The following is a 22,895-nucleotide window of genomic DNA, read 5'->3' on the forward strand; positions in this document are numbered from 1 at the left end:
AAGTGAGTTTAGATCATAGCTAAAAAAACGTTCGGACTCTAGGGTAGAAATCACTTTATTCCCACCCATAAAAAACATTCATTTAGCCTATAAAAATTAGTTATTTAAGCGCACTTTCAAGTTCGGAAGCCGACATGTAAGCACCGATGTGTTTGCCTTCTGCGTTATAGATCGCTGGCGTACCATTCACACCAATATTTAGACCCATTTCATACATGCTACGCACAGGGTTTTGACATGATGCTGGCTCGATTTGCTCACCGGCAATGGCTTTATCAAATGCGGCACGACGGTCTTTGCTACACCAGATAGTTTCCATCATTGGCATGTGTTGTTCACCACGTGGCCAAGCGATATAACGGACTTCAATGCCACGGGCATTAATATCATCCATTTGTTCATGTAATTTGTGGCAATAAGGACAGCTAACATCGGTAAACACATAAACCACGTGTTTGGTTTTACCTTTGGCTTTATAAATCAGTAGGTCTTCAGTTTTTAATTGATCAAATAATTTTTTGTTGGCCTCTGCTTGTAGGGTATCGCCAACATTAAAGAGTTGTTTTTCACCTAAACGAACCACGTCGCCTTGGAAAATGTATTTACCATCAGCTGTAGCATAGACCGCAGGCATGCCTTCAAAGCTTACCCAAAACAAATTAGGAACTTCAGTCGCTTTCACCCCAGTGACTTTGGCATTGATATTGGCTTTTTGCAGATTGGATTGCAAAGTATCAATTAAACGCTGCTGAGCATTACGTTCAGATAAATTCGAAGCTTCACCAGTTGCAGGCGTACTTGCCGTTAATGTCGCATCTTTCTTTTCGTCATTATTTGAATTAGAACAAGCCACTAACGCCATACTGGCAACAAGTGTCGATGCGAGAAAAATTTTTGAACGGGTAAATAACATAAACAACCCTTTTCTTTTAGCTTTATCAAACAGGTGAGTAAGCATAGCAAAAAATATCGGGCACAATAGAACTTCTTGGTCTGATATTTCCTGCCGTTAAGCTCTCGGATGATAATCTGAATGTAATTTTTGCATACGAATCTGCGCGACATGGGTATAAATTTGCGTGGTAGACAAGTCACTGTGGCCGAGCAGCATCTGCACTACACGTAAGTCGGCACCGTGGTTGAGCAAATGCGTGGCAAAGGCGTGGCGTAAGGTATGTGGTGATAATTCGGCTTGAATGCCTGCAATGAGCGCATAGCGTTTAATCGCGTACCAAAAGTTTTGGCGACTCATCATTCCACCGAGTTGAGTGAGAAATAAAGCATCGGTTGCGCTTTTGTATAAGACGGGACGTGCTTCAGCTAAATACTTCTCGATCCATTCCACCGCCATTTGACCTAAAGGAACTAAGCGTTCTTTATTGCCTTTACCGGTAATTCGTAAATAGCCTTGTTTAAGATTGATCAGTTCTAATCTTAAATTTAATAACTCAGAGACACGTAAACCACAGGCATACAGCACTTCGAGCATGGCACGATCACGTAGACCCAATGCGGTGCTGAGGTCTGGGGCATTAATCAGGGCTTCAACATCTGCTTCAGATAAATCCTTTGGTAGGGCACGACCCAATTTGGGTGTTTTATGGATTGCAACAGGATTGTCACTGCGTATTTTTTGTTCACGCAAGAACTTGAAAAATGAACGCAGTGCAGAAAGTGAGCGGGCGATCGAGCGAGGGCTTTTTCCTTGTTTAGTCAGGCTAAGCAAGACATCTGAAATGTCGTCACTGCTCCAATCAGTCATGACATGCGTATGACACTCACTGCATTGAATTAAATCAGATAAATATGCATTTCGAGTGTGTGGACTGACGGTTTGAGCTATTAAATCATCACGATATCCGTGTAAAAAACTGAGTGTTTCTGGAATTTGGACTGGGGTTGGAATACGTGGTTTTTTATTTAACATGTGCCGCTCATTTTCGAAATTAAACCAAGAAATCACAATGGTTTAATGCAATGTAATTTAAAAAAATAGTCGTGTCGATGCTAGATTGTTAAATGAGAATTGAAATCGAATCCGATTTGTTAATTATTCTCATTTGTTTGTATAATGTTCAAAATTTTTTAGGGTTAGTTGCGTGCGATTATCTGATTTGAAAGTGAAACAAAGCGCAGTCATTCATAAGGTACATCGTAACCAGAATGGCAACAATGCTCCGGCTGATTTAGTCGCTAGCCGTTTAGAGACTTTGGGTTTTGTTCCCGGAACAAAAGTACAGGTGATTACCAAAGGTATTTTTGGTGGTGACCCGATTTTAATTCAAGTTGGGTTTACTCGTTTCGCACTGCGAAAAATAGAAGCTGAAAAAGTGGAAATAGCAATGGAAGGGGCATCAGCATGAGTGATGCGTTACGTATTGCCCTCGTTGGTAATCCAAACTGTGGTAAAACTTCATTATTCAATCATTTAACGGGTACACGTCAGAAAGTTGCGAACTATGCTGGGGTAACGGTTGAGCGCAAGGTTGGTCAATTTACGTTGCCATCGGGTAAATCTGTTCGAGTTTTGGATTTGCCGGGGACGTATAGCTTAGAAGCGACGAGTCCTGATGAAGCCATTACGCGTGATGTCGTGCAAGGTAAAATTGCAGAAGAAGGGCATCAAGATGTCTTTTTATGTGTAGTTGATGCGACAAACTTAAAATTGCACCTCGGTTTGGTCATGGAAATGATCGATTTGGGTCGACCAATTTTACTTGTCCTCAATATGATGGATGAAGCACGCCGTCGTGGCATGCAAATCAATACCCAAAAGCTGTCTCAGCGTTTGGGTGTGCCTGTCGTAGAAACCGTTGCTGTACGTAATGCGGGTATTGAAAACTTAATGGGTGCTTTGGATGCTGAAGGTTTCAGAAAACCAGATGCGTCATTAAGTGATACCAATCTTTCTGGGACTAACCACGAAAAAATTGAACAAATTTTAAAAGACGTGGTGATGTTTGTTGATCATGAAGATAAACGCTCAGACTTCCTCGATAAAATTTTTCTACATCCAGTCTTTGGTTTAATTACCTTAGCGGTGATGATGTTTATTATCTTCCAAGCGGTGTTTGCATGGGCTGCGCCGTTTATGGACGGTATTGAAACCTTCTTCGGTTGGTTCGGTGAATTGGTTGGTGAACACATTTCACATCCACTACTGAACAGCTTGGTGGTTGATGGGATCATTGCGGGTGCAGGTGGTGTGGTGGTGTTCTTGCCGCAGATTTTAATTTTATTCTTCTTTATTTTGGTTTTAGAAGAATCAGGTTATTTACCACGTGCAGCGTTCTTACTAGATAAGCTGATGTTTAAAGCGGGTCTGAGTGGTCGTGCTTTTATTCCTCTGTTATCGAGCTTTGCCTGTGCTGTACCGGGCATTATGGCAACTCGGAGTATTCAAGATCCTCGAGATCGTCTAGTAACGATTTTAGTTGCGCCGTTGATGACGTGTTCGGCACGTTTACCGGTTTATGCTTTGTTGATCTCGGCATTTATTCCAGAGCAAATAGTCTGGGGCGTCTTTAACTTACAAGGCTTGGTACTATTTGCATTATATGCAGCAGGGATTGTGAGTGCCTTAATTGTGGCAACAGTCCTGAAATTCTTCCAAAAAGATAAATCACAGCATGCCTTATTGATGGAACTTCCAAGCTACCGTTTCCCAGATATTAAGAGTGTTTGGATTGGTTTACTGGACCGTGCCAAGATTTTCTTGAAACGTGTCGGTGGCATCATTTTCGCTTTATCGATTTTGTTATGGTTCTTGTGTACTTTCCCGCAACCGCCAGAAGGCGCAACCTTGCCGGATATTGATTATTCATTGGCAGGTATGCTTGGGCATGTATTACAACCGATTTTTGCACCATTAGGGTTTAACTGGCAGATCTGTATTGCCTTAATTCCAGCGATGGCGGCACGTGAAGTCGTTGTGGCGGCATTGGGTACGGTGTATGCCTTGTCTGCAACAGATGACGATGCCATGTCTCAAGGCCTGGCAAATTTAATTAGTAGTGATGGGTCATTGGGTTGGTCATTGGCAACCGGTTTATCATTATTGGTGTGGTTTATTTATGCGCCACATTGCTTGGCGACACTGGCGACAGTTAAACGTGAAACTGGCTCCTTGAAAACGGTGAGTTTCATGACCATCTATTTATTTGGTTTGGCTTATTTAATGGCATTCATCACGTATCAATTTGCAACACGCTATTTTGGATTCTGAATTGTGAATGGCAAAAGCTGAACAAAGGAGAGAGACATGCTTGAATCAATAATTATTGCGGTATTGGTGATTTGGAGTGCTGTCGTGGTGTTTAAGAAGGTATTTCCAAAAACATCGAACTCAGTCTTCACAACTTTATCTGAGCACTGTGCAAACCGTGGTTGGAACAGTCTAGCCAAATGGTTAAAGCCAAAAATGGCAGCAGGCTGTGCAGGCGGTTGTGGATGTTCAGCTTCGGATAATTCATCTGCAAAAAAAGCTGAAGTACAAGCGGTGAAGTGGAAATAAGCTCACCGCCCGTTGCGTGAAGAAACCGCCCGAGATGGGCGGTTTTTTACGAGCGGACACAAAAAAACTGCGAGAAAGTGAAAACATAAAAAGCATTCAAAACAGCAAAGTGCTAACATTTTGTCAGATTTAAAAACCGACCAAAAAATGGGGCGAAAATGTTAATACAGCGTGGTGGATTGAAGGTTGTTGCCGGATTAGGGATTTCTGGTGTTTCCGCAGTGAATTTCTTACATAGCCATGGCTACCGCGTTGCAGTCACCGATTCACGAGCAGTCCCACCGGGTCATGATCAAATTCCAAGTGATGTACAAACCAGTTTTGGTCAGTTGGATCAAGATTTATTACTCCAAGCAGAAGAAATTATTATCAGCCCGGGGCTAGATCCAAAATTACCGCAAATTCAGGCGGCCATTGCAGCCAACATTCCTGTGGTTTCAGAAATTCAAATTTTACGTCGTGCGACGGATAAGCCAATTGTCGCGATTACAGGTTCGAATGCGAAAAGTACCGTAACGACTTTATTTGGTCTTATGGCAGCAGATGCAGGCAAAAAAGTGGCAGTGGGTGGCAACCTGGGTCGACCGGCTTTGGATCTCACCAAAGATGATCCTGAGCTTTATGTTTTAGAGCTTTCAAGTTTTCAATTAGAAACCACGTCGAACTTGGCAGCAGAGGTTGCTGTTGTATTGAACATGAGCGAAGACCATTTGGACCGTCATGGCGATATGATGGGCTATCACACTGCGAAGCATCGTATTTTCCAAGCGGTGAAAAAAGTGGTGTATAACCGTGATGACTCATTAACACGTCCATTGGTTCCAGATGTCACCCCAATGCAAAGCTTTGGCCTAAATGCTCCAGATATGAATCAGTTTGGTATTTTACGCGATACTGATGGCACAATTTGGTTGGCACGTGGTCGTGAGCGTTTACTGAAAAGTGCAGATATGTATATCCAAGGGACACATAATGTGGCAAACGCCTTGGCATGTTTAGCTTTGGGTGAAGCGATTGGTTTGCCACTAGCAGGCATGTTGGAAACTTTGAAAACATTTAAAGGTTTAGAGCACCGCTGTGAATTTGTCAAAGAAGTGCATGGTGTTCGTTATTATAATGACTCTAAAGGCACCAATATTGGTGCGACTTTAGCTGCGATTGATGGTCTAGGTGCTGCGATTGAAGCTAAAGGCGGTAAAGTTGCGATTATTTTAGGTGGTCAAGGCAAAGGGCAGGACTTTACTGCGCTGCGTGATTCACTTTCAAAATATGCCAAAGTTGCGGTATTGATTGGTGAAGATCGTCCAATTATTGAAAAAGCGATTGAAGGGACAACCACGCTGATTCATGCTGAAAGTTTGAAACAAGCGGTTGAGCTGTGCCAACAAAATGCGGTAGCCAATGATGTGGTGTTATTGTCTCCAGCGTGCGCAAGTTTTGATATGTTTAAAGGCTACAGTGAGCGTGGACACCAATTTGTTGATTGTGTGAATGCACTCGTTTAAAAGAACGATAAGGAAAGTTGTATGGCTGGGTTGGCTCAGACGACCATAAATAGAATAAATGAAGTTGTAGAGCGTTGGCTTCCTCGGTTACCTGCCGAGGTCAACGTGCGCAATGTTCTGGTGTTCTGTGTTTTGGCATTGTTGTGTATTGGTTCGATCATGGTGGCATCTGCATCTATGCCCTATGCAGAACGCATGCATGAAAATGCCTTTCATTACATTTCACGACACGGTATTTCGATTGCCGCCGCCGCCGCCGCCGCCTATATCGCCTATAAAGTGCCGTTGAATGTTTGGTTTAATAACACTTTCTTTTTATGGATTATCACGATTATCTTACTGGCTGCCGTATTGGCTGTCGGGACAGAAGTCAATGGTTCTAAACGTTGGATTCGGATCGCTGGTTTCACCTTACAGGCTTCGGAGGTCGCCAAAGTCATGATGGCGATATTTACCGCGGACTATGTGGTACGACGTGCTGAAGAAGTCCGCAATAATATCAAGGGCTTGGTACGATTGGCAGTGATTATGGCTGCAACTGTCGGTTTAGTCATGGCAGAGCCCGATTTAGGGGCGACTGTGGTGATTGCCTTAACTATGCTAGGGGTATTCTTCCTCGCAGGTGCACCGTTGATTCAGTTCGCAATTGCCTTTGGTGCGATCATCATGGCCTTTGTGTTCTTGATTTTATTTGAACCTTATCGTTTAGAACGTTTGATGTCCTTCTCAAATCCATGGAATGATCCATTAGGCGCAGGCTACCAGTTGTCGAATGCATTAATGGCTTTTGGTCGCGGTGAATGGTTTGGTGTCGGCTTGGGTCATAGTATTCAAAAAATGTCGTATTTACCTGAGGCACATACCGACTTCATGTTGGCGGTTTTGGGCGAAGAATTTGGCTTCTTTGGAATTTTGACCGTATTGACGCTGTCATTTGTGATGTTGATCTGCTGTATTCGCATTGGTCATCGTGCTTTACGTCATCAATACCTACGTGCAGGCTACTTGGCTTATGGCATTAGTATTATCTTCTTGCTGCAAATTTTGGTGAATGCCGGCATGAACATGGGCATGCTTCCTACCAAGGGTCTGACCTTACCGTTTATTAGTTATGGGGGGTCTTCTTTGATTATCTGTGCGGTTATGGTGAGTCTGATATTAAAGATCGATGCTACGACCAAAGAAGTAAACCCAAGTAAAGAAGAATCAAGCTTCTAAATTGGTATCTTGTTGCGGATCGGGAGATGCATGGTGGAGGACACTGGCTGGCATCTCCGTTCCACAATGGAGACATTTGACAAAGCTCGCCTTGGCTTTAGAAAGGGGAATCAATGGAATAAAAAATAAAGAAAAATAATTACGTTGCTGTTTCAACTCATACTGAGTTCTGCTGCGGCAGACAGGGCAAGTAAATTGGCTCTTTTCAATGACTTTGGTTTTCGGACCAACTCCAAAAATAAAAAACATTAGGCTCTCCAATGGTCGATTGATCACTTTATTAAAGCATAATTCAATTGAATATCGAGTGATTGGCTTAGATCAATATTTGGGTTTATTGATAGATTTGAGGCAATGCTGTGCCATGGGGAATATGTTGAATATCCCACTGCGCAATCGCCTGTTGCAGCATAATATGTGGCGTGTCTAAGTCGACTGGCGGTTGATGTAGCGCCTGCAATGCTTGTTGCAATAAAGGTGCTGCTTGGTTTAAATCAAGAGCTTGAGCCATATTCTGTTTTGACAGCTTTTGTCCCTGATTATTCATTGCTAATGGCAAGTGCATGTATTCAAGGCGCGGATAACCCAAAACCTGTCCGAGCCAAATTTGACGTTCGGTATTGTCCAAAAGATCAGCTCCACGTACGACATGGGTCATCCCTTGCAGGTAGTCATCCACCACGACAGCAAGTTGATAATTGATAATGCCATCACGGCGTTTTAAGACGAAGTCGCCCAAATCTTGTTGCAGATTGGAGCAATGCGTCCCTTGTAAGCGGTCGGTAAAACAAATGTTCTGTGCATCGACTTTGATTCGAATGGCCTGATCCTGAAGGGGAAGGCCAAGATTACGACATGTGCCTTGATAGATATGATTTGAACCAAGCATTTTTCGGGTGCATTGACAGGCATAGATCAAGTCTTGGGAATACAAATGTGCAATGACTTCCTCATAGATTTCTAAGCGGTCTTTTTGGAAAATGATCTCGGCATCTGGTTCGAATTGAAATGCATCAATACAACGTAAGATGTGTTCTTCGCTACCGGGAAATATACGTGGAATGTCGGTATCTTCGATACGAACCACCCATTGCCCTTGATGGGCACGGGCATCGCAGTAGCTTGCAACTGCTGTAATTAAAGAGCCAAAATGCAAAGGGCCGGTTGGCGATGGCGCAAACCGACCCACGTAATGCTCTGCAGCTTTCCCTCCCTTTTTTAAAGGTAGGGCTAGAGAGGAATTACTCAACACAGAATTAACCGTTATTTTGCTTCTCTTTGATCTCTGCAAGTGTTTTGCAGTCGATACATAAAGTCGCTGTTGGACGTGCTTCTAGGCGACGTAAACCAATTTCGATACCACACGTTTCACAGAAACCGTAGTCATCATTTTTGATCGCTTCAATTGATTGTTCAATTTTACGGATCAGTTTACGTTCACGGTCACGTGTACGAAGTTCAATCGCAAATTCTTCTTCTTGCGTTGCACGGTCGTTCACATCTGGAAGCGCAGTATTTTCGTCTTGCATGGTATTCAAAGTACGGTCTACTTCAGACATTAACTCAGCTTTCCACGCCAATAAGATGTGGCGGAAATGCTCAAGTTGCCCTTCAGACATGTATTCTTCATTCTTTTTAGGCTGATAAGGTTCAATACCAAATAAGCTTGCAGTAGAACCACCTTCAGTCGCCTTTGGCTTTGATTTGCGCACGCGTTTGGTAGACTTTTCGTCTACTACATCAGTTTGTTCGTCTAAGACTTGATTTTGGTTGTCATTCGCCATATAGGGCATTCCTCATCATATGCATATATCTATACGCAAAAAATATGGTGATATGCAAGTTTTTTATCCACCCAACACAGAGTTTCCTTCTGTGGGGGTCGTCATCATATAGACTTTTTCTGCTTATTGATAGTCTTTGATGTTTGGATTCTAACTATCACTTTTCCTTTAGAAGGCATAAAGTAAAGCAAAAAAATCAAATTGAAAAGTTAATAACCTGAAATTTCAACATTAATTTGAGGTTGTTTCAATTTGACCCGAACAACTTCTGTTTTAAATTCACCATTATCATTCAGATAGAGTACACGATACCCCGGTAAAGCTTCATCTAAGGCAAAATTTTCACTATGTGGTTTGAACTGAACACTGGTCGAAGGTGTCGATAAAAACTGAATATTGTGCCATTGATTAGATGAGTCTTGATGCACATGTCCGCACAGTACAATTTTGACATTATCATGGCGCGAAAGCACATCCATCAGATGTTCAGCATTTTTTAATTTGTGCTGATCTATCCAATGCGATTGCATGGCAAAAGGGTGGTGGTGGCATGCCACAATGATGTGTTGCTGTGGGTGTGTTGTGAGCAACTGGTCTAATTGTTCCAACTGCTGTTGTGATACCCAACCATCCACTTTTCCCTTGACCGCACTGTTCAGTAAAATCAGACACCAGTTGCCTAATTCGATGCAGTGTGCCCGATCTTGCTGTTGATGAAATGGGAAGCAAGATGCTTCGTCATGGTTACCCGGAATCTGATAAAATGGAAACGGCTGCTGTTGCATATATTCGCGATAACGCGCATAGGTGCGCTCTACCGGCACTTGTGCAAGATCGCCAGTATGGACAAGCGTATCGATGTGATGATGGTTCAACTGAATTTGTTGAATCACATCGTGAAAACTCTGCTCTGGATTCATGCGGACAAACTCAAGATCTTCCTGATCCATTAAATGTGTGTCCGAGATCTGGATCAGTGTCCAGTCGTATTGTGGTGTATCCCTTAAAGTCATGTCCTTCCCCTTAGACATTCCTTGTAGTATGTATTTGTTGTTGTAACCATTGCAAGGCCATAATGACAGGTGCGTTTTTTAGCCGACCATTGGTTAATAATTCAGGAATATCAGCATAGTTTAAGATATGCAATTGAATATTTTCTCCTTCATCAGGCATGCCAAAGACTCCACCATGTTCAGGCAGTTCAGCTTCAGCACTATAAAGGTGGAATAATTCCGCGCAGGCACCCGCAGAAGGATAAAAACTAAATAAATGCTGTAGCGCATCTAATTCACAGCCTGATTCTTCCAAACTTTCCCGGCGGATACAGCTTTCAGCGGATTCATCACCATCGAGCACGCCGGCAATAATCTCTAGTTGCCATGGCGAAGTTTCATCATCAATCGCCCCAATGCGGAATTGTTCAATTAAAGCAAATTTTTGTTGTTGATGACTATAGATCAGCACACCTGCTGCTTCAGGACGATGAATCAATTCACGCTGAATGGTTGGAATCATGCTGTCTTGATGGAATAAGCGGTGTCGAAGCAGAACTTTTTCAACTTGAATAAAGCCTTTATAAAGATGTTCACGCCCTTCAATGCTGTAATCTTTTTTGTTATATGTGGCCTGTTTAATAATATTCATAAGCGCTAATTAGGATGAAATCTTCCATTTCATCCTAACCGAGATTTTGTTGAATACAAAAGATTTTTTTTAAGCTTTACACTTTGTGGTACAACTTTTGACCATGTTCATGATAGGCCGCTTTCATGCTCTGTAAACCTGTTTCAATTTCAGGATTAGATTCTGAAGAAAGCTGCATATCTTGCTGATTTTTTGCATAATCTCTCACATTTTGTGTGATTTTCATCGAGCAAAATTTAGGTCCACACATCGAACAAAAATGGGCCGATTTATGTGCTTCTTTCGGCATGGTTTCATCATGCATGCTGCGCGCTGTATCAGGGTCTAAGCTCAGATTAAATTGGTCTTCCCAGCGGAATTCAAAGCGTGCTTTCGACAATGCATTATCACGGGCCTGCGCACCGGGATGACCTTTAGCAAGGTCTGCGGCATGGGCTGCAATTTTGTAGGTGATAATGCCATCTTTGACGTCTTTTTTATCTGGTAGACCTAGATGCTCTTTCGGGGTCACATAACACAGCATAGCCGTGCCGTACCAACCAATCATTGCCGCACCAATCGCAGAGGTAATGTGGTCATAGCCTGGTGCAATGTCAGTGGTGAGCGGTCCAAGCGTGTAGAAGGGCGCTTCTTTGCAAACCTCAAGTTGTAGATCCATATTTTCTTTGATCATGTGCATAGGGACATGGCCTGGACCTTCAATCATGACTTGTACATCATGCTCCCATGCACGGTGAGTCAATTCACCTAAGGTGCGTAATTCACTAAATTGAGCTTCATCGTTGGCATCTTGAATACAGCCCGGACGTAAACCATCACCTAAACTGAATGACACATCATAGGCTTTCATGATTTCGCAGATTTCATCAAAATGCGTATACAGGAAGTTTTCTTCATGATGTGCTAAGCACCACTGCGCCATGATGGATCCGCCACGTGACACAATCCCTGTTAAACGGTTGGCTGTGAGTGGAACATAACGAAGCAGTACACCTGCATGGATGGTAAAGTAATCGACACCTTGTTCGGCTTGTTCAATCAGTGTGTCTTTGAAAATTTCCCAGGTTAAGTCTTCTGCGACACCATCAACTTTTTCTAAAGCTTGGTAAATCGGTACGGTGCCAATCGGTACAGGTGAGTTGCGAATAATCCATTCGCGGGTCTCATGGATATTTTTACCTGTCGATAAATCCATGATGGTGTCAGCGCCCCAACGAGTTGCCCAGGTCATTTTTGCCACTTCTTCATCAATACTTGAGCCGAGCGCTGAGTTACCAATGTTGGCATTGATTTTCACCAAGAAGTTACGACCAATAATCATCGGTTCACATTCAGGGTGGTTAATGTTGGCAGGGATAATGGCACGACCTTCAGCCACTTCTTGACGTACAAATTCAGGCGTGATTTCAGTTAAATTACGTGCGCCAAAATTTTGACCGGCATGTTGGCGCATATCTACACCTTCACGCTGACGCTGATTTTCACGAATCGCAATGTATTCCATTTCAGGGGTGATGATGCCTTGTTTGGCATAGTGCATTTGAGAGACATTATGTCCACGACGAGCACGACGCGGTTTTGAAATATGCGCAAAACGGATCTCTGCAGTGCGGATGTCTCGAAGACGCTCTTGCCCAAATTTTGAAGTTAAGGTATCGAGTATTTCCGTATCATTTCGTGACTCAATCCAAGATTCACGGACATTGGGTAGACCTTGATTCAGGTCAATTTGAATATTGGGGTCGGTATAAGCACCAGAGGTGTCATAGACCATAATGGGTAGATTTTTTTCTCCACCCAGACCTGTAGGCGTATCTGTAAGGCTGATCTCACGCATTGGTACGCGAATATCTGGACGTGAGCCTTGGATATAGACTTTTTTTGACGCGGGGAGAATACGGGTGAGATCTTTAGCATCTTGTTCATGTTGAGCAGCGCGATCTGAAGCGGTGAGATTCGTTAATTGGTTCATTGCAATGATCCTTATGAATGACATCAACGAATCAAGCACGACCAAAAACGTGGCAGTTTATCTGATGGATTCACCTGAAAATAATGGCGTAAAACCAAGAGATAAGAAGGGCTTAAGTTTTTAGATGGCTTGATTCCTACGCAGGTATTAACCTGATCAGGTTCAACGGTACTCATCCTTAAATTTAGCGAACTAAATTTAGATGATCTCAGCAGGAAATTACCTGCGCTCCGTCAAGCTTTGTGCGGATATTAGCATGAAGGCTGTTTTAAAACAGTGTTATTTTTCATCGATTTTGCAGTGCAGAATTTTGGCTAGGCCCGTGTGCAATTGAACTTGCATTGGCTAAGTAGAGGACTGATTTACACAGATGGCGTCACTAAAACAGTCTTTCTTATAATGCGGATCAGGATTGCGGACACCAATTAAATTCAACAGCTGCGCTTCTGATCGCTGATTAGATGCAGCAGTATTTTGATCTAATAATTTTAAAAATAAACGCGCCTGATCTGCCAATTTGGAGTTTTTTAGTTGAGCCAAGCGTTCAATTTCTTCTAAAGAACTGGCTTGAATACTGAGGCGGTCTGAAAAATCATTGGAAACTGGACTATGTGCTGAACCAATAAATAACAACTGGCTATATTGATATAGCAATTGTTGTGCATCTTTTTTGTAGGGGCTATCTGGATATTGTTTGAGATAGTCTTCCCAAAAAATTGCACGTGTAGCAATCTCTTGCGGCTCAATGGCTAAACTTTGTTGCAACAAGGCAGGTTGTGCATTTTGTTCAGCCAGTTTTTCAATAAAGACTTGCTCAGATTCTTCCATATACGGCGCAAAAATTTTGGCTAAATATTCAGGACTGCGGCGATAGCGTAACTGTCCTTCACCTGCATCGAACAATTCCACATAGGCTTGGCCTTTATGTTTCAGTAAATACTGATCGCGGGCAGTGAGCTGCTCATAATGATTTTGTTGAATGGTGGGATGCTGAGCCATATCAAAGGCAAATTGTTCGAACGCCATTTGCTGTTGAGCCGTACGTTCAACATGTAAAAAGTTGCGATACATTTGATTGGACAAACGCAGTAATTTTTTTTGTTCGTCCGCTTTTAACAGCGGCAAGCAGACTTTGAGATCTTGGTTGATTTGTTCTAAAGCGAAAGTTGTTCGTTGATCGTCTATTTCCAGCATGTTTTTTTCAAGTTTTTTGCACAGCAAAGACAAATCGACTGCTTCTTTTTGAACAGTCTTATTGTTGGAAAACTCTGGTGCAGGTTGTGGTTCAGGCTGTTGTTGGCATCCATTCAACATACTGAAACATAAAAACATTGCACTAAACTTTACAGGCAGCTGAAAAAAATTTGACACAGGAACTCGATGCGCTATAGAAGTGGTATTGTCCGATGGAATGTCGACTATTCTATAGATGAAACACGTGCAATATGTGTACTATTGTACAGTTCTTTGTTATAGCGTTGTGAGTAATGTCCGAAAACGACTGAAATTATCTGATTTTGTCGCATTTGATATAAAAAATTAATAAAAATCATACGGAAATTTGTAAGGATATGATTAGTATCTGCTTAGTTTTAGGCTTGAATATTCAATCTCGGGTATTTGAATATTAGGAATTTACAAAAAAAATGAACAAAAAAGTTGTGGTGGGTCTTTGTTTGCTTTTCACGAGTCAATGGGCGTGTGCGCTAGACCTTGTGCAAGCTTATGAACGTGCAAAACAAGAAGACCCCAATTGGCAAGCCAATAAACTACAATATGAAGCGGATAAATTGAATTTGGGGATTGCCAATGGGAACTTACTTCCAACGGTAACAATCTCCGGAAATGTGACCCGAAAAAATCAAAATTCCAACCAAAGTGGCGCTCAAGCCGGGCTGATCATGCCAGACAGCACCACAACAAGACAAATTGCGCTTACTGCCCGTCAGCCCATTTTTCGTTGGGATGCATGGGAAGGGCTGAAGCAAGTCAAGACCTCGATTAATTTAAGTGAAATTAATTTGCGGATTCAAAAACAAGATCATATTTTAAATGTTTCTGAAGCTTATTTTAATGTCCTACGTCAGCAAGCATTGACGGTTGCCAACTTACAAGAAGAACAGGCGCTATCTGAACAGCTGCGCATGATGAATGCTAAATTAAAAGAAGGCTTGGTGGCAAAAAGTGATGTCAGCGAAGCCAATGCTCAATATCAAAATGCTCGGGCCAACCGCATGGCAACCAATGTTCAATTGGTTTTGGCGCAGGAACAATTACAACAGTTGATTGGGCCATATCGAGAAAATTTGGCGGTGTTACGTGAAGATTTTCAGTTTGAAAAACCGATTCCAAACAATGTACAAGCGTGGGAAGAACTGGCTCAGGAGCAGAACCTAGGCATTTTACAAGCGCGTATGCAACAACGTTATGCGGAAGATGGTAAACGTGTCGAAAAAGCCGCCTTATATCCTCAGATTGAAGCGGTAGGGACCTATGGGTATAACAAGCAAAGTCCACAATCCATCATGTCGCAAGATGGTCAATTTGATCAGGTGGGGATTGAAATGAACTGGAATGTGTTTAATGGTGGACGGACACAGAAATCCATTAAGCAAGCGGCGATCAATGTTGAAAAAAGCCAAGCACTGGTGGATGCAGCGATTCGAAAAGCACAAACTGATGTAAAAAAATCATATATGCAAGTCGAAACGGATCAAAGTAAATTACAGGCACGTAAAGCTGCAATGGATTCTTCCGCGCAAGTGTCTTTGGCCTCACAAGCCCAGTACCAAGAAGGTCTGAAAACTATGGTTGATGTGCTACTGGCACAGCGTAATGCCTTTTCAGCCCGTCAAGATTATTTAAATTCCAAGTACGATTATTTAATACATGTACTGCAACTCAAAGCCTCCGTTGGGAAATTAACGGAAGCTGATTTAGTGGAAATGAATGCATGGTTGGTCGATCAGAAAAATCAGCCATCGATCCTACTAAAGAAATAATCCATGGTCATAAAAGTTTCATAATCAATATGCTTTAATATGGCACTAAAATCTGCCGATTCACGTTGTAGTGGAGACTCGCTTTGCCTAATAATCCTGTTTTAAATCATCACATTTCTTCGCAATTCAATGAAGAGTTGCAGGATGTGCATACCAAATTTATGACCATGGGTGGTTTGGTGGAGCAACAGGTTGCAAATGCCATTCATGCCTTATTGGATACGGATGCAACAATGGCGATTGATGTTCAATTTCAAGACAATACGGTGAACCGTATGGAATCTGAAATTGATGAAGCGCTTACCCTAATTTTGGCGCGTCGTCATCCTGCTGCGATTGATCTACGCATGGTGATTGCGATGTCGAAAGCCAACACCGATTTAGAACGGATTGGTGATGAAGCGGCAAAAATTGCCCGTATTGCACAAAGCTTGTGTGAAGAGGGTGGTTCACCGCGTGGTTATATGGAAACACGTCATATTGGCAACCAAGTCCGCGTGATGATTCATGATGCGCTCGATGCCTTTGCACGTTTGGATGTAGATCAGGCTTTACGTGTCCTTTTGGCCGATGCTGATATTGACCGCGAGTACCAATCGGCAACCCGTACCCTCATGACGTATATGATAGAAGATCCACGCCACATTACTCGGGTCATGAATGTACTTTGGGTGCTGCGTTCACTTGAACGTATTGGTGACCATGCTCGAAATATCTCTGAACAAGTGATTTATATGGTGAAAGGTCTAGATGTCCGTCACACCAGTGTTGAAGAAATTGAGCAAAAAGTTCAGCGTTAATTGATTTAAAACTAATATAAATGAAGCCCATCCAACGATGGGCTTTTTTCGGTCTAAAATTAACTATGTGTTTCTTCGTCTTCCTCAAAAGTCCGGGCGATTTTGTCAATATTTAAACTTTTCGCCATCGCATCGAAGATTTGCTTATAGGCACCTTCTTGATGGTACAAATCATGATGCTCCCCGTGTTCTACGATTTGTCCGTCTTTCATCACATAGGTGTAATCGGCATCGATAATTTGCGACAAACTATGCGAAATCATGATGACGGTACGCCCTTGCTTAATTTGATCCAGACTATTTTTAATTTGTTCAGCAGCGATAGCATCTAAACTTGCAGTCGGTTCATCCAAGAAAATAATCGGCGGATTTTTCAAGAACATGCGTGCCAAGGCAATGCGCTGTTGCTGTCCACCTGAGAGCAGTAAAGCATCGGCTTCATAGGCATGCGGAAGTTTTAAGATCTGATCATGGATCGAGGCTTTCCGTGCTGCATCGAAGACTTCTTGCTCTGTAGCTGTACTTTTTCCATAGCGAATATTTTCAAAAATTGAACCTGGGAAAATATGATTTTTTTGTAAAACCAAACCAATATTTTCACGTAAATACTGCGTATCAATCTGTTCTAAATCGATGCCATCGAGTTTGATATTGCCCGCTTGAGGATGATAAAACTTATCCAGTAAGCTAATTAATGTCGATTTACCAGCGCCAGATAAACCAACCAAGGCGGTAATTTTATTTGGTTGGATGGTCATATTGATACGGTGTAATGCCTGAAAACCATTGGGATAACTAAAGTCGACATTGCTCAATTCAAATTGACCTTGAATCGGAGGTTGGGCAGTACCACTGGTTTCAATTTCATGATCCGCTTCTAAGATGTTAAAGAAGCTTTCTGAATAAATCATCGCAGAGTTAATTTCATCATAGATACGATGCAGCGAGCGAATCGGGGCAGAGACATTATTAAATAACAACACGTGATACATAATCATCCCGATACTCATTTGCCCATCCAAAACAAAATAGGCCGTCAGAATGATGATCAGCACTACACCGACCTGTTCAATAAAGGTTTTGAGTCCGTCAAAGATATAACTGGTTTGCCGTGTCTGCATCTGGTTTTCAGTCAGTGACTTTTGCAGATTTAATTGCTTTTTCGATTCGACGGCTTCTTTGTTAAAAGATTTAATGACCGTTATCGAATTGATAATACTCAGAATACCTTGATTTTTCTTTTCAAAATTATCGCGTAGGGCACGGCGTTTGCCTGCCAGTTTTTGTGATTGTTTAAAGGTCAGCCAAAAATAAATCGGCACGATAATTGTGGCCACCACGCCAACCCAAACATTGGCATAATACATTAAGCCCAGTGCAATAATCGCACTGGTAAAAAGCGGTAAAATATCAATAAAAAAGATTTGAACTAGTCGTGTGAGCGAGCTGACACCCCGATCAATTCGAGTTTGGAGCTTACCTGCTTGGTTGTCTTGTTGATCGAAGAATGCCAATCGATAGGTGATAAATTTTTCAATAATGCCTTGGGACAAATCCTGAGAAATTAAAATACGTAACTTTTCACCAAACGATTTTTGTCCAAATTGCACGATGGCATTGATGACTTCTTTTCCCAGTAAGACTACGGTGATGGTGATTAATATATGCCAACCATTGGCTAGACCGAGGCCTTGTTGTAAAAGCTGATTGATGCTGTCTACGGCATATTTGAGTGTCAGGGCATTCACCTGTGCCGTAAGTGAGCCAATTAAGGTCAAGATCAGCGTCACGACCACCAGCCAGCGGTATGGCTGTACGAATGGACGTAATTTTTGGAAAAGCTGCCACAAGTTCATAAGCAATTATTTTTATTGTGAATATGAGCTTTAGTCTAAGACTGAAAATTCTATGCGACAAGTAATGACAATGTTTTGATTTGTGACGAGCGTTTTTCGGCTAAGATATTTTTTAAATGTGCTCACGACATCAGCATCACGCTGCTGTGCCAAACAGTGTTGAGTTGAACCGATGAATTTTGAATTATTTACGCCTGAACCGCATGCAAATCTGTTGCCCTATGATGGTGAAGTTGAAGATTATGGATTGATCTTCAATGCTGAAGACAGTGAAAAATATTTACGCTATTTCCTCACGCAGTTGGCTTGGCAGCATGATGAAGTTATTTTGCATGGACAGTATTTTCAAACGGAACGAAAAGTGGTTTGGTATGGAGATGCTCATTATGAGTATCACTATTCAGGCATGCAAAAGCAGGCATTGATCTGGAATCCAGCTTTACTGCGCTTAAAGCAACATATTGAGCAACGGGTGGGTCAGACGTTTAATTCCTGTTTGGCCAATTTATACGAAAATGGTACGCAAGCGGTGGGGTGGCATAGTGATGATGAGCCATCTTTGCTTTCACCCACACAGCAGGTGGTGATTGCATCCTTGAGTTTTGGGGCAAGCCGAAAGTTTTGCTTTAAACATAAAAGCACTCAAGAGAAAGTACAGCTTTTACTGCAAAGTGGACAGTTGATCGTGATGCGTGGGAAAACCCAACGGTATTGGAAACATGCCCTAATGAAGTCGATGAAAGTGACCGAGCCGAGGGTGAATTTAACCTTTCGTTATTTCTATGATCAACAGCCATAAAAAAAGCCCATATCTAGATGAGCTTTTTTCTTTCTCTGAGGAAGAGTATAGCGACAATCAACTGAAATCATGGAACACATGGTTGAGATGGCTGCTAAAGAACAATAATCATATTATGATAATCTTTCTGGAATTTATAATTAATAAATTCAATTAACAACATGGATTTATCAGATTAATTAAATAGCATCTTTACAATATTGCATCAGTTATGCGCAAACAGATCAGGCTTAAATGGCGTCCGATTCTTCCATCATACTGCTGTATTTTTTCTCAATACGCGCTGTACAGTCTTGCAGCATTTCTACAACTTTCTGAAAATTCATAAAATCAAAACGATTTTTAGACGCCAATAGGGTCAAAGCAAGTGGGGGTTCTTTACTGGAGAATTTAATCGGAATCGATAGGCTCGACATATTCGGGTCAACTTCACCATTGGAAAAATAATAACCCTGCTTTTTAATCTTTTTCATTTGCAGCATAAATTCTTCTTCATTATGCGCAAAACCAACTTGAGATAATTCATCTGCAAAACGGTGGTAATAATCTAAAATCCGTTGCTTGGGTAACTGGGACAAAATCACTTTAGATGATGAGCCTTTATACATCGGACGCGGGCTACCTCGACCATAAGCCAAGGCAGTATAGTCTTTGTAAAGTTCATGATGCACATCAATACAAGAGTCGATATTCAGATGCGTCAATAAGCAACAAGACTCTGTGCGTTCCACAATTTCTTTCATGAAGGGAATGCTAATTTGCACCAATGGATCGGTGGTGCGAGAAATAAAATCAAGCACAGCAATTTTTGAACCCAGTGTGTAATCGCCAGAAGTCCCACTGAGGCGCTGCAATAATTCAGCAGAAACCAGTTCTTTTAAATAGCGATAGCTCGTTGGTTTAGATAAGCCTAATTCTTCACTAATAATGTCGACATTGATGATGGGACGAGCAACTGAAAATAAGTCGAGTACGGTGAGAATTTTACCAAAACTGGAAAGCGCCATAAGAACCTGCTTGGTCACAATAAAAAATGAATCGTTAAGTTACTTTATAACAAATTGCTCGGCCTGATGTTGCGATTTTCTACACTGGAAATGAAACAAATCTGAAATATCACAGGGTTTCTTGGGTCATCCTGATAAAAGCATAGTAAAAACCTGAAATACTTATTTAAAATATAGTTGAATTATCAAAATAAGATATTTTTATTGACTTCGGTTTGTTTTTTTAGCAAAATTGCTATGAAAATATCCTATATTGAATAAATATTGCCCATCTGTTCGATGCGCAGGCAATGTTGCACATTACTTTTTGTATTCAAATGGTTTGAAATACGATTTGAATCGCTTCTTTACTTATTGAAATTTCTAGTCATTCCTGTGCCGTGATACAGGTTGTGCTGTCGAATGTTTAAGCATTCGATACGAGGTCGTTTTCACTAAAAAGAAGCAAACCACCGAGATCCATCATGCTGCTGACGAAAAAAATACTCGCTTTTCGGCCCAATAAAATGGACTGGATTTTTGCGACCAAAACGTTCATCGCGGGCATGTTGGCATTGTATGTGGCCTTTGTACTGAATTTGGCTTATCCGATTTGGGCGATTGGCACCGTTTTCGTGATCGCGAATCCATATTCAGGGATGACGTCTTCAAAAAGTTTGTATCGTGTATTAGGGACGTTCTTAGGGGCGGCCGTGTCGGTGGTGGCACTGCCACATCTCATTCACATGCCTGTACTGTTTACGGTGTTTTTAGCGGTTTGGGTTGGGTTTTGCCTGTATTTGTCACTGCTAGACCGTACGCCTCGTAGTTATGTTTCCATGTTGGCGGGTTATACCACGGTCATTATCTGTTTTAACGTCTTGTATTTTATTGATACCGCTTCGATCTTCGATATGGCCTTGGGGCGTTTTCTCGAAATTACGGTGGGTGTGGTCTGTAGTGCCATCGTGACCACGACATTATTTCCAATGCATATTGGCCCTGCCGTCGAAACACGGGTGAGCAAAACCTTTGCCGATACCAAAGAAATTTTTGATCAGATTTTATTAGAGCCTGCCGAGCTAAAAAATTATTCTAAAAATCTCGGCAATATTGCACGAGATATCGCCGATATACATGTCATGGCGGTGCATTTGTCTTATGAAAAATCCACCTTAAAAGGCATGACACGCCCGTTGCAGGAAATCTTGCATCAGTTGAGTTTGTTGGTCAGCAACTTGGTGGCCATGTCTGAACGGATGAAACAATTAGATGGTCTGGATGCAAATTATCGGACGGCACTCAAGCAAGCCCATGAACATATTGCCGCGTTTTTATTAGATCAACATCAGATTGAGGAAAGTGAACTCAATCAATTGCCTGAACAGTTTGAGCAAGATTTTCAACACATTCAGGCACAGGCATTGCCATCACAACAGGTGATTTTAGGTAGTCTAAAAATGGATATTCAGCATTTTATTCAGAATATTCGTGCGATTCGCTTGCTTTGGCAGCGGGTACAGCAAGGCGACTCCACTTTACCTGCCACACTGACCGCCTTGGGCAATAGTCATTATCCGACTTTGCATCGAGATGCGGGGGTTGCCATTCGTGGCGGGGTGTCTGCGTGTTTGATTATCTTAATTTCCACGGGGTTTTGGATTGTCAGTGGTTGGAAAGCTGGATTTATGATGGCCGAAATGGCTGCGATCAGTGCTTGTATTTTAACTGCGATGGATAACCCCGTTCCTGCATTGAAAATGTTTATTCGCGCCAATATGTATGCGGCGTTCATGGTGTTTATCTACGCCTATGGCATTTTCCCGCATGTGACCGCTTTTTGGCAGTTGATCGTGGTGTTAGCACCATTTGTGATGTTCTGTTTGATGCTGTTTTTACATCCGCCTTTGATTGGGATCAGCTTGCCGCTTTTGATGGGCACCATCATGGGACTGAATTTTCAAAACCGCTTTAGCCTCGATCAGGTGTTTTTCTTTGATGCATCGATTGGGACGGTTTTGGGACCCATTATCTCGGTATTTATTATTCATTTAGTACGTGCAATGTCACCAGATATGACGGCCCAACGCATACTTTCACAGCACTACAAAGCACTGCGTCAGGCTTTATATCTGCCGTACGGCTTACCGTTTCGGGTGCATTTACGCAGTATGTTGGACCGAATCGGCATCCTAAACAGCAAAATGGTGCAATCAGGGAATTTGAAACAACAGATCGAGTGGGCTTTGGTGGAAGCCAGTGCCGTGATTGATTTGACCCGCTTGCAAGAACTCATGAATAAACTCGATCCGAATGATGCACTGGTCAGTGAACTTGAAGAGTTACAACAAGATTTAGATGACTATTTCCGTGCCATGGAACAAGGGCAAAAGAATGTGTATATGAGTTTGAAACAGCAAATTGTAGAGCGAATTCAACGATTGAATCAGGCCGTTCAGGGTCTTGAAAACGACGATGTTATGCATCGAATTCAGTATTCACTGAACAATATTCAAAGCAGTTTGTGTCATGTCCTAACACAGCAGACTCCAAATAATTTACAGGTCGAGGCACAACATGGGTGAGCTAAATGTGTATGGCGTCTATGTGCCCATTCTATTGATTCAAGCGGTATTGGCCTATCTGTTATTGCGGGTCATCATGAGTTTGCTTGACCGATGGATGGCGCCAGATTGGGTGCCGATGCCCAATATTTTTTATTTGGGTGTATTTGTGATGTTGCTTTGGCTGGTGCATGAAATCTTTATTTTCTGCCAGTTCTAAGCCCCTAAAAAATGAAATGATTGAGGTAATCG

At 42.1% G+C, this 22,895-nt stretch carries 21 protein-coding genes and 1 riboswitch; of the genes, 10 read left to right on the forward strand and 11 right to left on the reverse strand.

Translation table 11 applies throughout. From position 1 onward, the window contains the following. Positions 1 to 100: 100 nt before the first annotated feature. Positions 101 to 913, reverse strand: coding sequence for a DsbC family protein (locus FTT94_RS02615; RefSeq protein ID WP_180024244.1), 813 nt, complete (start codon positions 911 to 913; stop codon positions 101 to 103). A 96-nt stretch (positions 914 to 1,009) separates the two neighbouring features. Then, positions 1,010 to 1,927, reverse strand: coding sequence for a site-specific tyrosine recombinase XerD (gene xerD, locus FTT94_RS02620; RefSeq protein WP_180170185.1), 918 nt, complete (start codon positions 1,925 to 1,927; stop codon positions 1,010 to 1,012). A 172-nt stretch (positions 1,928 to 2,099) separates the two neighbouring features. On the opposite strand from xerD, the gene FTT94_RS02625 reads away from it, so the two are divergent. The 5 genes from FTT94_RS02625 to ftsW all read left to right on the forward strand — a co-directional run bounded on the left by FTT94_RS02625 (position 2,100) and on the right by ftsW (position 7,236). Next, positions 2,100 to 2,363 carry a FeoA family protein gene (locus FTT94_RS02625; RefSeq protein WP_111884859.1) on the forward strand — a complete coding sequence of 88 codons (264 nt, stop codon included), beginning with the start codon at positions 2,100 to 2,102 and terminating at the stop codon, positions 2,361 to 2,363. After that, complete coding sequence (feoB, locus tag FTT94_RS02630; RefSeq protein WP_180170186.1) at positions 2,360 to 4,225, forward strand: ferrous iron transport protein B; 1,866 nt, start codon at positions 2,360 to 2,362, stop codon at positions 4,223 to 4,225. Before FTT94_RS02625 ends, feoB begins: the two co-directional genes overlap by 4 nt. 36 nt (positions 4,226 to 4,261) lie before the next feature. Beyond that, on the forward strand, positions 4,262 to 4,513 hold the full coding sequence (locus tag FTT94_RS02635) for a DUF6587 family protein (RefSeq protein ID WP_180008057.1): 252 nt from the start codon (positions 4,262 to 4,264) through the stop codon (positions 4,511 to 4,513). Positions 4,514 to 4,671: 158 nt separating this feature from the next. Next, entirely contained in the window at positions 4,672 to 6,018 is a 1,347-nt protein-coding gene (gene murD / locus FTT94_RS02640; RefSeq protein WP_180049850.1) for a UDP-N-acetylmuramoyl-L-alanine--D-glutamate ligase, read from the forward strand. Between the two features lie 21 nt (positions 6,019 to 6,039). After that, entirely contained in the window at positions 6,040 to 7,236 is a 1,197-nt protein-coding gene (gene ftsW / locus FTT94_RS02645) for a putative lipid II flippase FtsW (RefSeq protein WP_078192579.1), read from the forward strand. On the opposite strand, the gene FTT94_RS02650 is transcribed toward ftsW, so the two are convergent. The 7 genes from FTT94_RS02650 to FTT94_RS02680 all read right to left on the reverse strand — a co-directional run bounded on the left by FTT94_RS02650 (position 7,225) and on the right by FTT94_RS02680 (position 13,950). Next, positions 7,225 to 7,485 carry a zinc ribbon domain-containing protein gene (locus tag FTT94_RS02650; RefSeq protein WP_180160393.1) on the reverse strand — a complete coding sequence of 87 codons (261 nt, stop codon included), beginning with the start codon at positions 7,483 to 7,485 and terminating at the stop codon, positions 7,225 to 7,227. The two genes, ftsW and FTT94_RS02650, sit on opposite strands and share 12 nt — an antisense overlap. A gap of 85 nt (positions 7,486 to 7,570) precedes the next feature. Continuing rightward, positions 7,571 to 8,488: a tRNA glutamyl-Q(34) synthetase GluQRS gene (gluQRS, locus tag FTT94_RS02655; RefSeq protein ID WP_373686011.1), complete on the reverse strand. Its 918-nt coding sequence runs from the start codon at positions 8,486 to 8,488 to the stop codon at positions 7,571 to 7,573. A gap of 4 nt (positions 8,489 to 8,492) precedes the next feature. Further along, positions 8,493 to 9,020: an RNA polymerase-binding protein DksA gene (gene dksA, locus FTT94_RS02660; protein ID WP_078189438.1), complete on the reverse strand. Its 528-nt coding sequence runs from the start codon at positions 9,018 to 9,020 to the stop codon at positions 8,493 to 8,495. Positions 9,021 to 9,229: 209 nt separating this feature from the next. Next, the gene (gene cpdA / locus FTT94_RS02665) at positions 9,230 to 10,033 is read right to left on the reverse strand and encodes a 3',5'-cyclic-AMP phosphodiesterase (RefSeq protein WP_180170188.1); all 804 of its coding nucleotides are present in this window, start codon (positions 10,031 to 10,033) and stop codon (positions 9,230 to 9,232) included. Between the two features lie 10 nt (positions 10,034 to 10,043). After that, positions 10,044 to 10,664 carry an NUDIX domain-containing protein gene (locus tag FTT94_RS02670; RefSeq protein ID WP_180039952.1) on the reverse strand — a complete coding sequence of 207 codons (621 nt, stop codon included), beginning with the start codon at positions 10,662 to 10,664 and terminating at the stop codon, positions 10,044 to 10,046. Between the two features lie 76 nt (positions 10,665 to 10,740). Beyond that, a complete protein-coding gene (gene thiC, locus FTT94_RS02675) occupies positions 10,741 to 12,636 on the reverse strand; it encodes a phosphomethylpyrimidine synthase ThiC (protein ID WP_078189435.1) in 1,896 nt (631 codons plus the stop codon). A gap of 116 nt (positions 12,637 to 12,752) precedes the next feature. After that, positions 12,753 to 12,879, reverse strand: a riboswitch (TPP riboswitch). Positions 12,880 to 12,981: 102 nt separating this feature from the next. Further along, positions 12,982 to 13,950: a hypothetical protein gene (locus FTT94_RS02680; RefSeq protein WP_257231084.1), complete on the reverse strand. Its 969-nt coding sequence runs from the start codon at positions 13,948 to 13,950 to the stop codon at positions 12,982 to 12,984. Positions 13,951 to 14,282: 332 nt separating this feature from the next. Between FTT94_RS02680 and FTT94_RS02685 the strand changes: the two genes are divergently transcribed. Continuing rightward, complete coding sequence (locus tag FTT94_RS02685; protein WP_078192574.1) at positions 14,283 to 15,638, forward strand: TolC family outer membrane protein; 1,356 nt, start codon at positions 14,283 to 14,285, stop codon at positions 15,636 to 15,638. Positions 15,639 to 15,721: 83 nt separating this feature from the next. Further along, complete coding sequence (phoU, locus tag FTT94_RS02690) at positions 15,722 to 16,438, forward strand: phosphate signaling complex protein PhoU (protein ID WP_180170190.1); 717 nt, start codon at positions 15,722 to 15,724, stop codon at positions 16,436 to 16,438. Between the two features lie 59 nt (positions 16,439 to 16,497). Here phoU and FTT94_RS02695 read toward each other — a convergent pair whose 3' ends face one another. Next, a complete protein-coding gene (locus FTT94_RS02695) occupies positions 16,498 to 18,294 on the reverse strand; it encodes an ABC transporter ATP-binding protein (RefSeq protein WP_078189432.1) in 1,797 nt (598 codons plus the stop codon). A gap of 172 nt (positions 18,295 to 18,466) precedes the next feature. Between FTT94_RS02695 and FTT94_RS02700 the strand changes: the two genes are divergently transcribed. Then, entirely contained in the window at positions 18,467 to 19,093 is a 627-nt protein-coding gene (locus FTT94_RS02700) for an alpha-ketoglutarate-dependent dioxygenase AlkB (protein WP_180008049.1), read from the forward strand. Between the two features lie 230 nt (positions 19,094 to 19,323). On the opposite strand, the gene FTT94_RS02705 is transcribed toward FTT94_RS02700, so the two are convergent. Next, the gene (locus FTT94_RS02705) at positions 19,324 to 20,100 is read right to left on the reverse strand and encodes an IclR family transcriptional regulator (protein ID WP_168378212.1); all 777 of its coding nucleotides are present in this window, start codon (positions 20,098 to 20,100) and stop codon (positions 19,324 to 19,326) included. Between the two features lie 464 nt (positions 20,101 to 20,564). On the opposite strand from FTT94_RS02705, the gene FTT94_RS02710 reads away from it, so the two are divergent. Then, positions 20,565 to 22,664: an FUSC family protein gene (locus FTT94_RS02710; RefSeq protein ID WP_180170191.1), complete on the forward strand. Its 2,100-nt coding sequence runs from the start codon at positions 20,565 to 20,567 to the stop codon at positions 22,662 to 22,664. After that, the gene (locus FTT94_RS02715) at positions 22,657 to 22,863 is read left to right on the forward strand and encodes a DUF1656 domain-containing protein (RefSeq protein ID WP_180022052.1); all 207 of its coding nucleotides are present in this window, start codon (positions 22,657 to 22,659) and stop codon (positions 22,861 to 22,863) included. Before FTT94_RS02710 ends, FTT94_RS02715 begins: the two co-directional genes overlap by 8 nt. The last annotated feature ends 32 nt before the right edge of the window (positions 22,864 to 22,895 follow it).

The organism is Acinetobacter sp. YH12027 (genome assembly GCF_013420085.1).
Taxonomy (GTDB): domain Bacteria; phylum Pseudomonadota; class Gammaproteobacteria; order Pseudomonadales; family Moraxellaceae; genus Acinetobacter; species Acinetobacter amyesii.

What these genes read in the sequence shown, in the direction of transcription:
- FTT94_RS02635 (WP_180008057.1), top strand. Translation starts at nt 4,262, where the DNA reads ATGCTTGAATCAATAATTATTGCGGTATTGGTGATTTGGAGTGCTGTC.
- FTT94_RS02615 (WP_180024244.1), bottom strand. Translation starts at nt 913, where the DNA reads ATGTTATTTACCCGTTCAAAAATTTTTCTCGCATCGACACTTGTTGCC.
- feoB (WP_180170186.1), top strand. Translation starts at nt 2,360, where the DNA reads ATGAGTGATGCGTTACGTATTGCCCTCGTTGGTAATCCAAACTGTGGT.
- FTT94_RS02670 (WP_180039952.1), bottom strand. Translation starts at nt 10,664, where the DNA reads ATGAATATTATTAAACAGGCCACATATAACAAAAAAGATTACAGCATT.
- FTT94_RS02650 (WP_180160393.1), bottom strand. Translation starts at nt 7,485, where the DNA reads ATGTTTTTTATTTTTGGAGTTGGTCCGAAAACCAAAGTCATTGAAAAG.
- dksA (WP_078189438.1), bottom strand. Translation starts at nt 9,020, where the DNA reads ATGGCGAATGACAACCAAAATCAAGTCTTAGACGAACAAACTGATGTA.
- ftsW (WP_078192579.1), top strand. Translation starts at nt 6,040, where the DNA reads ATGGCTGGGTTGGCTCAGACGACCATAAATAGAATAAATGAAGTTGTA.
- FTT94_RS02695 (WP_078189432.1), bottom strand. Translation starts at nt 18,294, where the DNA reads ATGAACTTGTGGCAGCTTTTCCAAAAATTACGTCCATTCGTACAGCCA.
- FTT94_RS02705 (WP_168378212.1), bottom strand. Translation starts at nt 20,100, where the DNA reads ATGGCGCTTTCCAGTTTTGGTAAAATTCTCACCGTACTCGACTTATTT.
- FTT94_RS02680 (WP_257231084.1), bottom strand. Translation starts at nt 13,950, where the DNA reads ATGTTGAATGGATGCCAACAACAGCCTGAACCACAACCTGCACCAGAG.
- murD (WP_180049850.1), top strand. Translation starts at nt 4,672, where the DNA reads ATGTTAATACAGCGTGGTGGATTGAAGGTTGTTGCCGGATTAGGGATT.
- xerD (WP_180170185.1), bottom strand. Translation starts at nt 1,927, where the DNA reads ATGTTAAATAAAAAACCACGTATTCCAACCCCAGTCCAAATTCCAGAA.
- FTT94_RS02715 (WP_180022052.1), top strand. Translation starts at nt 22,657, where the DNA reads ATGGGTGAGCTAAATGTGTATGGCGTCTATGTGCCCATTCTATTGATT.
- thiC (WP_078189435.1), bottom strand. Translation starts at nt 12,636, where the DNA reads ATGAACCAATTAACGAATCTCACCGCTTCAGATCGCGCTGCTCAACAT.
- FTT94_RS02685 (WP_078192574.1), top strand. Translation starts at nt 14,283, where the DNA reads ATGAACAAAAAAGTTGTGGTGGGTCTTTGTTTGCTTTTCACGAGTCAA.
- cpdA (WP_180170188.1), bottom strand. Translation starts at nt 10,033, where the DNA reads ATGACTTTAAGGGATACACCACAATACGACTGGACACTGATCCAGATC.
- FTT94_RS02710 (WP_180170191.1), top strand. Translation starts at nt 20,565, where the DNA reads ATGCTGCTGACGAAAAAAATACTCGCTTTTCGGCCCAATAAAATGGAC.
- FTT94_RS02700 (WP_180008049.1), top strand. Translation starts at nt 18,467, where the DNA reads ATGAATTTTGAATTATTTACGCCTGAACCGCATGCAAATCTGTTGCCC.